The following is a 13734-nucleotide window of genomic DNA, read 5'->3' on the forward strand; positions in this document are numbered from 1 at the left end:
CTATACCACCATAGCTTGTACCGCCTGTACCTACATTACCTCCTGAAGCTCTACCAGTACTAACTGATGGGTTACCTCCTACATTTGAGGTTGGTATTGTACCGACGTTACCCGGACCATAAGGATTGCTTCCAGTACTTACAGGACCGTTTTGCCTGTAGTGCCTGTAGCACCTCCTGTACCAACTGATGGGCTACCACCTCCTGTGCCAATATTACCGCCTGTGGTACCACCCGTGCCGGGACCGTTAGGACCAAATCCGCCAACACTACCGCCTGTAGCCGGACCGCTTGGAGCCACAACACTTGGACCATTCGGAGTAAATACTCCGCCGGTTACAGAACCACTAGGAGCATTTCCTCCTGTACTTGGTCCGTTAGGTCCAAAGCCACCGGTGCCTGTAACCGGAGTAGTCGGAGTATTATATCCTGCCGGATTGCTAGGTGTTACGTCGTAGCCGCCCGGAGTGGTAGGCGGAACATATATATTGTTAACTATACTACCGCTAGTCGGTGGCGGTTGTATAGGATTGGAACCACCACCAACACTTGGACCGACGAAAGGACCCATAGGAGTAAGCGGAGTAGTTACTCTATGTATTTCATTTGAAGGTCCTTGAATTATAGGTAATAGATGTTCAACTACTTCACGTCTTTGCCCTACAGGGGTATTCACTATAACATTACCGACAGGAGTATTTATTAAAATTTTGATGATATTATCTATTGTTACATCTCCTGTTGGTTCTATCGGTAAAAGTACAAAGGAATTACCAGTAATTTGCCATCTGACAAAGCCGCCTTCGTTAGCCGTTACGTTAAACGGTAGATTTTGCAGCATTACCGACTATTATACTACCTCCTGCTCCGCTAATGACGGGATAAGCACTACCTTGTCCAATAGCAGAAGGATTATTTTGAGCAGTTAAAAATATTTTGATTGAAGAAACATTTGACAAATCAAAGGTACTACCGCTTGCGAGTACTATATTACCACTATTTGCGTTGCCTGTCTGACCTGCATTTATAGTATCATAGAAGACATTTATAATAAGCTCACCGGTAGGAGTAGCAGAGCCTGTATAAGTAACTTGATTATTACCAAGGTCAAAAGTAATATTACTACCTGATATATTACCCCCGACATTTACTTTAGTATTATCACCGGTAAACATCATTGTCGCCTGATCGGCAACTATAGTATTTGCTCCTAAATTCGACGCAATGAAAGCTGTTTTCTTCGGTGCAAAAGTAATAACATTAGCACTCGTTACCGCTTTTTGTAGCCATACGTCATCATAGAATTTATGACTACCGCCGTTAATCGGTGCTTGTACAAGTGCAGCATTAGTATATTCTGCTGAAGAATCGCTACTGCTTCCTTTGAAGTCCTCTGAAACGATTTTTGTTTTGTAATTAAATTTCGTGGTTGCTCTCGGCACTTTAACACCGCCGACCGTGGCTGCAGCTATATCTAAGCTCCTACTGTTATAACCGGTAAATACAGCTGATTTACCGGCATCAATAGTAATAGCTTTAGCATAGGTATCCCCTTTTACCGTGCCTTTATTACTACTGAACTGAACTAGTTTAAGGTTTAAATTCTCACCGCCTAAATCATCGGTAAAACCGTTATCGGCATTAAATATCGCCGTATCCTCGTTATTAGTTTTGGTTGTGACACTAGAGTAAACATCTTGGCTATCAATGGTGAATTTACCGTCACTATTAAGCTGAATAGTTTTAAGGTGGTTTGAGTCTGAACCGAACGGCGAAGTACCTGTTGTTAAATCGCCTGATATCGCAATGGTATGCAAACGATTAGCATTAGTAGTAGCACCGCCTACTATAGCATTTGAAGATGCAAAAGTAGCAGTAATAGCTTGAGGAGAGGTAAAGTCAATATTTGAAATATTTATTAAATCATTAGTAAAGGTTACATCATTGCCATTTATCTGTATGAATACCGCTGTTGTTTGAGTTCCAACATTTCTAGCATCAGTTTCAGGATTCGGACTATTAAATCTTACATTAGGTGCTGTTCCTGCTAAAGGTGAAGGTGCCATTAAAGCTGCAGGTGACAATACTTGTTCAATCGCTATATTTATATCATCATTAAACTGAATAGTTGCTCCATCTATCATGAAAGCAGTATCACCAGTAACTTTACCGTCTAAAATTAATGTACCGGTTTGTGCAGTTATCGTACCGATAGGGTTATTAGCACTACCGACATCGCCGCTAATACTACCGCCGCTTGGGAATACTAAATCAACTGCCGTACCCCCTGTTTGATTGATTACAGCTTTTAAGTCAGTAGGAGCAGTTTGGGCAAATAATATTATACCGGTTCCTGTACTTTGAATTTCTCCAATCGACATATTACCACCGGTATTAAATCTTACTATACTACCGTCGGCACCTCCTTTAAACATAGAAATATTAGTAACCGTACCGCCTACAGTTAAATTATCCATAACAATTACGGTACCGTTAGTACCTCCGGTGCTTGTTATATTACCGGTCATAGCTGCCAATATATTATTTTTTGTATCACTAGCAAAAACGGCAGTACCGGCATTATTTTGGAAATCCATATTACCGTTAATCTGTACGACTCCAAGCTTAGTAGCACCTGAGAAGAAAGTATCAGCATTGACCACTCCTATAGCAAGCTGCGGTACCGAGACGTCTATACTCTTGGTGTTAATCGCAGTTACTTCTATTGTACCTAACCCAGAAAATTTTATTTGTTGTAGTGGATGATTAGCAGTACCAAGTGAAAGAATAGGATTAACTCCCTTATTTTTAACACCGTTTATTACTAATGTAGTATTGGCATTTTCAGCATTTAACTCAACTATACCGAAATTTGCAGCACCGGGATCTATATTACCGGTTAGATATATGGTACTTGTTTTATTGGCAACTGGCGAAGTAGTCATTAATTTTAAAACAGATGAATCGTTTTTAAATGCAACCCCAGGTGCATCTAAGTCAAAATCAGCATTTATTGCATCAAGTGCATAAACGGCCGGTCCAGCATTAGCATCACCGATGTTAATTGCACCAATGCTTGCTGAGGTAAGTGAGGCATCGGCAAAAACCCCGCCGGCAGCAATATTAAGAGCAAGCACGTTACTTACGTCAAGTTTATTAGCACCACCGACTACTCCGACCTCACTACCCGCAGTAACATTTATAGCAGCTAATTTATTCGCACCAGTACCTAGTGTTTTGGTATTATCACTACCTTGAATCTCAAGCACCGCACCATTTGTACTGCTTAAATTGACGTTACCGCCCCCACCGGCAAAACCATCAACAATATTCGTAAAGGTAACTTGTTGATTTTTGCTAGTAGTTAGACCAAATATGGAGTTAGTATTATTCAAATTAATAGCACTTCCTAGAGTTAAAGCCTTGTTAGATACGTCTACAGTAAATGCTGCGGCTGCATTCCCTGTCCGATATTAATTGTGTTTACCGTACCTATACTTGAATCATTAGCCGTTAAAGTAGTGCCGGTAGTATAAACGTTTAATGTTCCTGTGTTCCAATTGGGCTGTTAAGTAAATAACCTGCAGAATTTGTACCTGAAAACTCTAAAATACCGCCATTGGTAAAATCCACGTTACCGCTTGTTGTAAGCGAGTCTTGTAAATTCGCCACAGCATTGTTACCAAGTGTTAAAGAAGCAGCGGACACACTTTTTTGAAAGATAACCGTTTTATTACCTGCTGCATTAACAGTAATTGCTCCAATATTATTTATGACTCCGGTAACATTACCGCCTCCTAAAAATACTAAATTACCGTTAACTGCGGTACTACTTGTAACAACATCTAAACTACCGCCGTCATTAACGTTAACCGTCCCCCCTTTACCGGCAAAATTAGTCTGTCCGGTAATAGTTGTTATGTTAATAGTTCCGACACCGCCAAATGCTGCATTACCGGTAAACGTTCCGGAATTTACTACAACATTTCCCGTTACTCCATTAGGTGCATTAACAATTGCTGCATTATTAACATTAAAAGTCTGAGCATATGAGGCTACGGGTAAATGTTCACATTAAAAGTTACTGTATTTAATGCTGCTCCCAGAGCCCCTGCAGCACCTGTTATGCTACCGCCGTTAAATATATATAAGTATACCGCTATTATTATTACCTGAAGTATTTGTGATAGCCCCATTAACGTTAGTACCGTTATTAAGAGTTAAAGAAGATAAAGCATTAGTTAAAGCAACTGCACCAGCATAAACATTCCCGGCAAGGCTTGCAGGACCTGCACCTACGTTAACTGCAGCAATAGCAGCGGCATTAGTACCTAATATTACCGACAACACTGCTATTCGGAGCTAAATTTAATACACCATTATTAGGGTTAGCAGTTGTAACTGCACTTGTTAAAACAACATTGCTGCCAACAGTTAAAGAAGAGTTATTATTGGTAAGAGCCACGTTAGTTGAATTTACATTTGCACTGAAAGTAACAGGGTTAGCACCAATATTTATTAAATTAAGAACTCCAGTAGCACCAATAGTACCGCTAACATTTCCTCCATTAATGGTCAATATCCCTGTATTAGCTACACTCGTAGTAATTGCTCCATTAAGACCGTTTTGTAGTACTAACGTACCTGCACCGGCAGCAAAATTTACGGCACCCGTCATTAAATCACCGGCAATCACGCTAGTATTATTACCGATACTGAAATTTGTAGCCTTGGAAGTAGAATCTAAAGTAACATTACCGCCGGCATTAAAATTCACGAGCGTAATAGCATTATTAGACCCAACCGCATCCGTAACCTCCGTGCCTGCACCAAAATTTATAGTACCGGTAATTGTTGAACCGTTAGCAACGTTTAATATTCCGGCATTATTCCCCAAATTTATAGCTCCCGTAACATCACTTACCGTAAGATTGGTGGTGGTTGTAAAATTAATCGGTGCATTAACGTTATTAAGTATTAGATCACCTGTTATACCGGTGAGAATAGCCTTTGCCGTGTTAATCGTCGGGACCACGGTAATATTTCCCTGCTCCTGAAAAAGTCACACTATTTAAAAGATTACCGCCTACTCTACTGTACCTAAATTAAAACCTACTCCATCTAATATTAAAGTATTGCCGCCGGTTGAGCTTAACTGAACTATACCGCTTGCCGCTGCACCGGGGTTTAAATCCCCGTTCATTTTAGCCGTTACATTTCCGTTACTTTGGATATTTAATACAGAATCTGGATCACCAAACTTCATATTAAGAGTAGCAAGGTTAAAATCCGCATTAGGCGTTAAAATATACGTTCCGATTCCATTCCCATCACCGATATTTATGTTAGTAGCACTTGCCGAGGTAGCGGTTTGATCGGTAAAGTTACTATTTCCTGTAACATTAAGAGTCGTAATACCGCTAAGGTTAATTCCTCCACCAGCTGTAACAGTTCCTATAGTACTAACCGAAGCTAGTTTATTAACAGCACCAAATGACCCACCTTGAATGGTTAAAGCTTTAGTACCGTTTAAAGTTACATTACCACCACCGCCTGCGAAACCGTCTAAATTACCCTTAAATGTTACGGTTTGAGTTTGAGGTGATTGAAATATTAATGATGAATCCGGATCACTAAAATTAATTTGGTTTCCTCCTGCAAGTAAACTTAAAGCAGGCTGATTTACTGCTATAGTTAAATTTTGAGGGGTTCCAACTTGACCTATATTAATTGTTTGGATTGTACCGATACTTTGATCGGTTACCGTAAGATTCGTATCAACATTTAACGTAGCTGCTCCTGCTGAAACTACAGGACTTGCAAAAGTATAAGGTCCGGCCATACCGTTAAATGTAAGCGTTGATGCAAAACCGTCAAAATTTACTCCTGTCTTTGCAGTTAATGTTCCTCCTACTACAGCTATCCCATCACTAGTAAAATTAAAATTATTAACTTTAACATTACCTTGCAAATCAACAACCTTAGTATTATCACCTTGAACATTCAATGTATCAATCGGATTTGTAGCTCCTATATTTTTAGAAACTGTTGAACTACCTAGAAAATTTAATACGCCGACACCTCCTCCTAATTTATTATCTATATTACCGCCAGTAGTAAGACCGTTTACGACATTCTTACCATCAGCTATTGTTACTTGTGCGGCCGTACCGTTAAAATCTATATCAGAAGTTACGTTGTTCTGAAATCGTACTAAAGAATTTTGTATAAATTGTATTACCCCTCCATCTCCTGTATCAATAGCCGTTACCCAATCTATACCATAAGGCGTGTCTACTCCTATATTAACAGGCTTATACTGGTTTCCTATCGTAATATTTTGAGCAAAGATAGTTCCTGTAATTGTAGCCGGATTTTGATTTAGAGGAGCTCCTATCCCGGGTACCCCATCGGTAAAAAATTGCTTAAGCCTTATTGTCCTTGCTGTTCCGTTACCGGTACCGGCATTAAATGCAATTTCTCGTTTACCAGAAGCCACATGTACTCTTAATATGCCCAATAGATCAGCTGCCGGAATTAGTTGCTCCGTAGCTATAAATGTTGCGAAATTTGGTGATTCACTACTCACGTCATAAACAGCATTTTGGCCGCTGAAATTAATATTTTGTTTAGGTTGTATATCCATAATTTCATCAGCGTAAAGACCTGCAGCCGGTGAAGTATCAGTAGCAAAATTAAGCAGCTGACTATCTTCAATATTAAAAGCTTGTGCCTGAATCCAACTTGGATGTTTAAATTGGAAGCTAGTTTTAAGCTGTAATGTAAGATTTTCCTGGTTCTGAACAGAAGCTACTATACTATTTGGACCTGAGATAAAGGCGATTCTATTGTCACCAGTAGGAGGAAAAGATGATGTAGCATTAAAAATCAAAGTACTAGCTTTGCTGTTAAAATCAAAGCTCCGAAAATAGTAAGTATTCCCCGGTGCTTGATTTGGTGCAAAAGCAGGAAGTGCTGCAGCTGCTTGTACATCTGTAACTGGCGTACCTGTTAAAGTGATTTGTGAAGCGTTAGGAACATTCACAACTAGTCCAACATTTCCCACAGTAAGATCCTGAGGTACAACCGGTCCAAGTATTAGGTTATTTGGTACAGTCATTACTACATTGTTATTACCATCTAAATATATTGAAGGAATTGCTGCTACATCTGCGGTAAAATTAAATAATCCGCCAAGAGTTACATACGAACCAGCTATATATGCTCCTCCTCCAAAAGCACTACCATTAGCTACTGTGCCCGCTGTTGTTGTGATTCGGTTAGCAGTACCAAGGGCACTCGTGCTAGCAAGTATCATTGCCGCCGCCGAGGCTGTCGTAAACATACTTTTTTTTAATTAAATTTTTTAGAGTATTTTTTCGTTGAGTTGACATAACATCTCCTAAATTTGGACTTAATTTTCTAAATTATAAATTCGAGACTAGTATTCATTAAACAAATATAAATTTTTTGTATTTTGGAAGATTTTTAAAAATCTTTGGTAAATGAGATTAAGATAAAAATTCTTAATATTTTCGCTAGGTTCTGTGAACATTTCTAATTGATTTACTATTTTGAGGTATTTTTTAGCGAAAATTAATAAGATTTTTATCGGAATAGTTATTCATATTTCAAAAAAATCTTATAATTTGCAGCAAAAAATACCTCAAAATAGTAAATCAATTAGAAATGTTCACAGAACCTACATTGCACTTTTAAAAAAAGTTAATAATAAAATTAAATTTTTATTCAGGGCTTTAATTAATATTAATAATAAAAGAGGATAAGATGAAATGATTAATAATTATTAAAAGAACAAAAATTTTTCTAACTTATAATTTTGTTATATAAATAACACATTACTTTTAGTTGAAAAACATTAATTAAATACTAAGATATCTATAAGAATACTTATAAATAAAGTATTTTCTACATATAAAAAGTAATTATAAGTTACTCTTTCTTGTTTAAAATAAATTAAACTTTATGTATTTTTTATAGAAATTTGGTAAATCGTATATAAAACTTAAGGAATACAAGAGTAAAACCTATCTATTTTAGCTCTTTAATGAAAACCGCAAAACTTTATTAATTTTTGTATAGAAAGGAATACCCAAACCGTCACCGTCATTGCGAGGAGCGAAGCGACGTGGCAATCTCGTCAAATATTCCTGAGATTGCTTCGTCGAATTACTATGTAATTCTCCTCGCAATGACGATACGAGCAAAATCTATAAATTTTTGCATAAACAAATTGATTTGCTACGAATAATAGAGTATATAGTATAGACATAATTAATTCTCGGGGCGTAGCGCAGTCTGGTAGCGCATCTGGTTTGGGACCAGAGGGTCGGGAGTTCGAATCTCTCCGCCCCGACCATAAAAACATAAATTATAATGTCAAAAGACGACCTCATTCAGTTTACAGGTACAGTACTTGAACTTTTACCTAATGCTACTTTTAGAGTAAAGCTTGAGAATGATCATGTAATTATTGCTCATACTTCCGGTAGGATGCGTAAAAATCGTATCAGAATATTACTAGGAGATAAAGTTACGGTAGAAATGACTCCTTATGATTTAACTAAGGGGCGTGTGATTCATCGTCACTAGTCTTTATAAGTATGAAGCAGAACAAAAAAAACCTACCGATTATATTAGCATCAAGCTCTCCTGCAAGAATTGAGTTACTAAACAGAATCAAAATTATCCCTTCACAAATTATTCCTGCAGATATAGATGAAACACCTAATTTGCGTGAATTACCCGCTCCCTTAGCCATAAGACTTGCTTACGAAAAAGCTATAAAAGTTGCATCTCAAATAGAGGAATCCGCTATAATTATAGCTGCCGATACCGTAGCGGCAGTAGGTAGAAGAATATTGCCGAAAGCTACTACTTATGAAGAAGTCAAGAATTGTATTAAGATGTTATCCGGACGTCGTCATCGCGTCTATACCGGTTTATGTATTATCAAAAAAGAGAATGATCAGCTTACAGTTAGACAAAAAATAGTTCAGACTATTGTTAAGTTCAAAAAATTAAGTGATGAAGAGATTAATTTTTATTGTTCTTTGGATGAGGGAATAGATAAAGCCGGCGGATGTAAAATTTCCGGTTATGCAGAAGCTTTTATCTCATTTATTTCCGGCTCATATTCAAATGTTATGGGATTACCTTTATTTGAAACGGTAAATGCTCTAACTTCTTTAGGTTTTAAGGTATATAATCGCTAATAGTCGGGACATTGCCCGTGCGGATACCCGAATCGTCATTGCGAGAAGTTGCGTTAGCAACGACGCGGCAATCTCATAAGATAATATAAAAAAAACTCCTGAGATTGCCACGCCGGCATGAATGCCGGCTCGCAATGACAACTTTCAAACCACGCACATAAATTACCTAGCTACTTAATTCCCAGGCTCATCCAAATGACTTCTCTCATAATTTTCATGACGCTCTTGAGCTTCAATACATAATGCAGCAATAGGTCGTGCTTCTAATCTTTTTATACCTATTGGGTCGCCTGTTTCTTCACAGTAACCGTATTCCCCATTTTTAATACGTGATAATGCTTCTTCTATTTTACTCATTAATTTACAATATCTATTTCTACTACGAAGCTCAAAGGCTCTTTCTGTTTCATGAGTAGCACAATCATTAAGATCGGATTCTTTTAAATTTTCTTCCTTTAAATGATTTAAAGTCTCTTGAGATTCCTTTAATAAATCCTCTTTCCATCTTAAAAGTTTTTGTCTAAAATATTCTAGGTGATTAGGACACATATATTCTTCATCTTTAGAAGGTTTATATCCCATAGGTAATTTAGGTGTTTCTAGCATATTAATATCTCAATATTAGCTTTAGTATATTATGTTTATAAGGTTTTTAAAATAATATATAACTTAAAATTAACGCAAGAAGATTATGAATATTAATATATTTTATTTTTTAATTGGATATGCGGTAGTATATACAGCCTCTAAATGCTTTATACTTGTTTTAGTATAGTTTTGTGTAGTAGATAGACTTTTATGACCTAATAGCTCTTGAATAGAGCGTAAATCTGCACCATGCTCAAGCAAATGTGAAGCAAAACTATGTCTAAATGAATGAGCAGTTAAATGCTGTGGTAAACCATAAAAATGCTTTAATTTAATTAATTCACGATTAAATACCGGTGGCTGCAATTTCTTACCCTGCTTTCCTCTAAATATTGGTTCATTATCACCTAGCTTATACGGCAATATTTCTAAATATTGGGTAATTAAATTTTTAGCAATCGGTAACCACGGAATTATTCTTTCTTTACTACCTTTACCTATTATTCTTATAAATTCTAGATTTTGTAGATGAAGTTTCGTAATTGATAATGCTTCCGATATACGTAGACCTGAAGCATATATAAGAACAAGTAGGGCTTTATTTCTAAGTTCTACCCACTTAACATTCCCGTATTCTTCAATATGTTCAAGTGATATTACTACATCATCTTCCGATAAAGCTTTTGGTAATAATTTAGTTTTTTTAGGAGATTTTATAGAAAAAATTATATGACTATTTAATTGTGTTGTTTTCTCTAAAAACCTATAAAAATTTTTTACTGCAGATAAACCACGTGAAATTGAAGAAGTGGTAAAATTATCACAGTTACGTTTTGCAAGCCAACTTCGGATTAATCTTATATCTGCGGTTTTAATATGATTTATCGTTACAAGCTCTGAATTATAATAATTCATAAACTCAAGGAAATGCTTAAGGTCATTATTATAAGAAATTACTGTATGATTAGAGTAATTTCTTTGCAAAACGAGGTATTTTTGCCACTTATCTATTAATTCTTGAATTGATGTATCTAACATTTATAAAAACTTAACTATTTTTAATATTATTCTTAATGCTAACAATTATTGACTCATAATTTTATAAATGTTAGCATGAATTGAGGGTTTATGTTTACATATACGTAACCTATAAAACACAAAAAATTTTTTAAGTAACTGCGTAATTTTCAACGTCATTGCGAGCGGGCATTGTGGTATTTTCATCAGAGGAGACGTTGTTGCGTGGACACCACTCCATCATTGCGAGCAGCCATAGGCTGCGCGTGGCAATCTCATGAAATAATACTCCTGAGATTGCTTCGTCAATTGTTACGCAATTTCCTCGCAATGACGGCTCGGTATCGCCGCAATGACTATTTACCCGAATTACTCGCCTTCCTGTTTAACCAATTTTGTAAATAAGACTCTGCTAATTCCTGATCTTCTATAATAATTACATTTTCAGCATTAAGTTTATCAGCAGCAGCCGTGAAATTAAACGAACCGGTTATTACTTTCTTTTTATCAATAATTATAACTTTATTATGAGCGATTCCCGGTACTTTATCTATGCCCACATCAATTTTTGCTCGTTGTAATTCATGCAATTTAGAAAATTTTTGCTTAAGATTACTACGATCAAGCAATATTCTAACTTTTACTCCTCGCATCTGTGCATTAATAAGTGCAGTAGTAATCAGGGCATCACTCATACCATATGCTTGCATATAAATAGATTCTTCAGCTCTATCTATCTGATTTGCTATAAACTTAGTACAACCGGCAGGAGGAGTAAAACATGTACTAACTTTACTTCTTGAAAGCTCTGAAATATTGTAATGCTTTATTTTCGGTGCAGATGAAGCTAATGATTTTTGATTTATTAGATTAATAAAATAATCCGGATTCTGTCCATAAATACCTAAAGCAACTCCTAAGATAAAGGCAATAGATATTTCTATAAATTTATTATTTTTTCTCTTCATGATTTATTTATATTTTAGGCGTTGTGTGTATGGCTTGCAAATCGTCATTGCGAGGAAATTGCATAGCAATTGACGAAGCAATCTCATGAGATTGCCACGCAGCCTATGGCTGCTCGCAATGACGATACAACCAACACCTATCTTCTTACATAACTGCCGGGAGCCTCTTCAATAACCTCTAGATTCTGATAATCTAAAGAATCTACTAGCTTATTATCATTATTTTTTATAAGCCAATCAAGCCAATAGTTCCACCATGAGCCTTCATATTCCGTAGCTTTCATAAGCCACTCATGACTACTTAAACTTAAGCCATCGTTAAACCGATAATTATATTTAGCAATCGCAGGAGGATTAACTACACCTGCTACATGCCCTGAATCCGTGAGACAAAAAATCTTATGTCCGTTTAATAATTTTACTCCATCATATATTGAACGCCATGGAGCTATATGATCTTCTTTTGCGGCTACGAAAAAAGTGTTGCAATCAACTTTTCCAAGATCTATTTTTGTTCCGAGTACCTCTAAATTATTAGACTCTTTTAGCAAGTTATTACAATATGTATTTTGTAAATATTCCTCATACATTTTTGCCGGCAAGTTAGTAGAATCCGCATTCCAATATAGCAAATCAAAAGGCATAGTTTTTTTACCAAGCAAATAATTATTGACAAAAAACGTCCAAATTAGATCATTTGCCCTTAGCAAACTAAAACTATTTGATAAATATTGTCCGTCAAAATAGCCCTTTAGCTTTATATCTTCTTTAATGTAATTAATCGTAGCTTCATTAAAAAATATTCCAAGCTCACCTGGGTGAGTATAATCAAGCAAAGTAGTAAAGAAAGTGCTACTGTGAACAGAATCTATTTTTTTTACTTTAAAGTAGGCGATAATTATAGCAAGGAACGTACCACCCATGCAATATCCGACAAAATCAATTTTTTTAAAACCAAGAGTTCTAACATACTCAAAAGGTGCTAAAATACCGTCTTTTAAGTAATCCTCAAAGCCTTTTTCTGATAGAGAGATATCAGGGTTAACCCATGAAATAAGAAAAACTTGAAAATTATTTTCTACCAAAAAAGATACTAGAGAATTATGCGGAGATAAATCGAGTTATAATATTTATTTATACATGGCGGAATAATAAATATCGGAATCTTATGAACTTTCTCTTTCGGTTCATAGCATATTAATTGCATTAAATCATTTTGAAATATGACTTTTCCTTTTGTTGCCACAATATTTTTACCGAGTTTAAAGGCGGATTTATCGGTAGTTTTAATATTTAATATATCACCTGAACTTTTTATATCTCTTAAAAAATTTTCTAATCCCTGTACTAGAGACCGCCGCTTTCTAATGTTTCACGTAAAACTTTTGGATTACAAAAAGCAAAATTTGAAGGTGAAAAAGCATCGATAAAATGTTTAGTTACAAACTCTAAATGTTGCTTGAGATCATTTGATAGCTCATACTGTTCTATATTCTTCTTAAGCCACTCACTAGATAGTAAATAATATTGTTTAACAAAGTCAAAATAAGCATTATCCTCCCATGAAGAATCTTTAAATCTTTTTATCTCGATTATCCGGAGAAAATACAGCTTTTGCCGGACTACCGACAAATTTTGCAAAGCTATTCGTTGTAAGCTCTCTTAATTTATCAATATATTCAATATTAAGCTGACAAAATTTTTCAGGATTTGCCCAAAATTGTTCTACCATTAAAGAAGCTATAATCCTGTTTTTATCACTATCAATTAGGCTCCTAGGTATCATACTCCCCCTACCTTGCATGAAATGCAAAATAAGCTCTTGATATTTATCGGCTATTTCTTTGAAATTATTAATTATCGTCTCGTGCAGGATGTTATACATGTTTAGTTCCAAGATGTTTCTAAAAAATTAACAATTAATAT

15 protein-coding genes, 1 tRNA gene and 2 pseudogenes are annotated in these 13734 nt (G+C 35.9%); 4 read left to right on the forward strand and 14 right to left on the reverse strand.

Annotated features, from left to right (window positions below; translation table 11 throughout):
• Positions 1 to 138: 138 nt before the first annotated feature.
• The 3 genes from BN1174_RS13010 to BN1174_RS11595 form a co-directional block, all read right to left on the reverse strand.
• Positions 139 to 840 carry a hypothetical protein gene (locus BN1174_RS13010; RefSeq protein ID WP_231555772.1) on the reverse strand — a complete coding sequence of 234 codons (702 nt, stop codon included), beginning with the start codon at positions 838 to 840 and terminating at the stop codon, positions 139 to 141.
• Entirely contained in the window at positions 818 to 3394 is a 2577-nt protein-coding gene (locus BN1174_RS11590; protein ID WP_231555773.1) for a beta strand repeat-containing protein, read from the reverse strand. The genes BN1174_RS13010 and BN1174_RS11590 overlap by 23 nt, the downstream gene beginning before the upstream one ends.
• 145 nt (positions 3395 to 3539) lie before the next feature.
• On the reverse strand, positions 3540 to 3707 hold the full coding sequence (locus BN1174_RS11595) for a hypothetical protein (RefSeq protein WP_231555774.1): 168 nt from the start codon (positions 3705 to 3707) through the stop codon (positions 3540 to 3542).
• A gap of 64 nt (positions 3708 to 3771) precedes the next feature.
• Between BN1174_RS11595 and BN1174_RS03320 the strand changes: the two genes are divergently transcribed.
• A complete protein-coding gene (locus BN1174_RS03320) occupies positions 3772 to 4044 on the forward strand; it encodes a hypothetical protein (RefSeq protein WP_040256481.1) in 273 nt (90 codons plus the stop codon).
• Between the two features lie 92 nt (positions 4045 to 4136).
• On the opposite strand, the gene BN1174_RS03325 is transcribed toward BN1174_RS03320, so the two are convergent.
• The 4 genes from BN1174_RS03325 to BN1174_RS09815 all read right to left on the reverse strand — a co-directional run bounded on the left by BN1174_RS03325 (position 4137) and on the right by BN1174_RS09815 (position 8212).
• The gene (locus tag BN1174_RS03325; RefSeq protein ID WP_040256483.1) at positions 4137 to 4346 is read right to left on the reverse strand and encodes a hypothetical protein; all 210 of its coding nucleotides are present in this window, start codon (positions 4344 to 4346) and stop codon (positions 4137 to 4139) included.
• Positions 4324 to 5034: a hypothetical protein gene (locus BN1174_RS11600; RefSeq protein ID WP_231555775.1), complete on the reverse strand. Its 711-nt coding sequence runs from the start codon at positions 5032 to 5034 to the stop codon at positions 4324 to 4326. The genes BN1174_RS03325 and BN1174_RS11600 overlap by 23 nt, the downstream gene beginning before the upstream one ends.
• A gap of 51 nt (positions 5035 to 5085) precedes the next feature.
• A complete protein-coding gene (locus BN1174_RS11605) occupies positions 5086 to 7344 on the reverse strand; it encodes a beta strand repeat-containing protein (protein WP_231555776.1) in 2259 nt (752 codons plus the stop codon).
• 712 nt (positions 7345 to 8056) lie between these two features.
• The gene (locus tag BN1174_RS09815) at positions 8057 to 8212 is read right to left on the reverse strand and encodes a hypothetical protein (protein WP_156138462.1); all 156 of its coding nucleotides are present in this window, start codon (positions 8210 to 8212) and stop codon (positions 8057 to 8059) included.
• Positions 8213 to 8302: 90 nt separating this feature from the next.
• Between BN1174_RS09815 and BN1174_RS03350 the strand changes: the two genes are divergently transcribed.
• The 3 genes from BN1174_RS03350 (at position 8303) to BN1174_RS03360 (ending at position 9235) form a co-directional block, all read left to right on the forward strand.
• Positions 8303 to 8379: transfer RNA gene (locus tag BN1174_RS03350), tRNA-Pro, on the forward strand.
• Between the two features lie 17 nt (positions 8380 to 8396).
• A complete protein-coding gene (gene infA / locus BN1174_RS03355; protein ID WP_008579354.1) occupies positions 8397 to 8612 on the forward strand; it encodes a translation initiation factor IF-1 in 216 nt (71 codons plus the stop codon).
• 11 nt (positions 8613 to 8623) lie between these two features.
• Positions 8624 to 9235 carry a Maf family protein gene (locus BN1174_RS03360; RefSeq protein ID WP_040256493.1) on the forward strand — a complete coding sequence of 204 codons (612 nt, stop codon included), beginning with the start codon at positions 8624 to 8626 and terminating at the stop codon, positions 9233 to 9235.
• A gap of 174 nt (positions 9236 to 9409) precedes the next feature.
• Here the strand turns inward: BN1174_RS03360 and dksA are convergent, their stop codons facing one another.
• From dksA to BN1174_RS11615, 7 genes and pseudogenes are all read right to left on the reverse strand, one after another.
• A complete protein-coding gene (gene dksA / locus BN1174_RS03365; protein ID WP_032073655.1) occupies positions 9410 to 9841 on the reverse strand; it encodes an RNA polymerase-binding protein DksA in 432 nt (143 codons plus the stop codon).
• 102 nt (positions 9842 to 9943) lie between these two features.
• Positions 9944 to 10861, reverse strand: a complete 918-nt coding sequence (locus BN1174_RS03370) for a tyrosine recombinase XerC (protein WP_040256497.1) — start codon at positions 10859 to 10861, stop codon at positions 9944 to 9946.
• A gap of 130 nt (positions 10862 to 10991) precedes the next feature.
• Positions 10992 to 11171, reverse strand: coding sequence for a hypothetical protein (locus tag BN1174_RS10725; RefSeq protein ID WP_197062033.1), 180 nt, complete (start codon positions 11169 to 11171; stop codon positions 10992 to 10994).
• A 25-nt stretch (positions 11172 to 11196) separates the two neighbouring features.
• Positions 11197 to 11808, reverse strand: a complete 612-nt coding sequence (gene pld / locus BN1174_RS03375; protein ID WP_040256499.1) for a phospholipase D — start codon at positions 11806 to 11808, stop codon at positions 11197 to 11199.
• A 413-nt stretch (positions 11809 to 12221) separates the two neighbouring features.
• Positions 12222 to 12893, reverse strand: a pseudogene (locus BN1174_RS10730) (alpha/beta fold hydrolase); the annotation flags it as partial.
• Positions 12894 to 12901: 8 nt separating this feature from the next.
• Positions 12902 to 13449: pseudogene (locus BN1174_RS11610) on the reverse strand (hypothetical protein).
• Positions 13382 to 13693 (reverse strand): hypothetical protein, encoded by a 312-nt coding sequence (locus BN1174_RS11615; RefSeq protein ID WP_231555778.1) that lies wholly within the window; start codon positions 13691 to 13693, stop codon positions 13382 to 13384. The pseudogene BN1174_RS11610 and the gene BN1174_RS11615 overlap by 68 nt, the downstream one beginning before the upstream one ends.
• Positions 13694 to 13734: the final 41 nt, after the last annotated feature.

The sequence above is a fragment of the Rickettsia hoogstraalii genome (assembly GCF_000825685.1).
GTDB lineage: Bacteria > Pseudomonadota > Alphaproteobacteria > Rickettsiales > Rickettsiaceae > Rickettsia > Rickettsia hoogstraalii.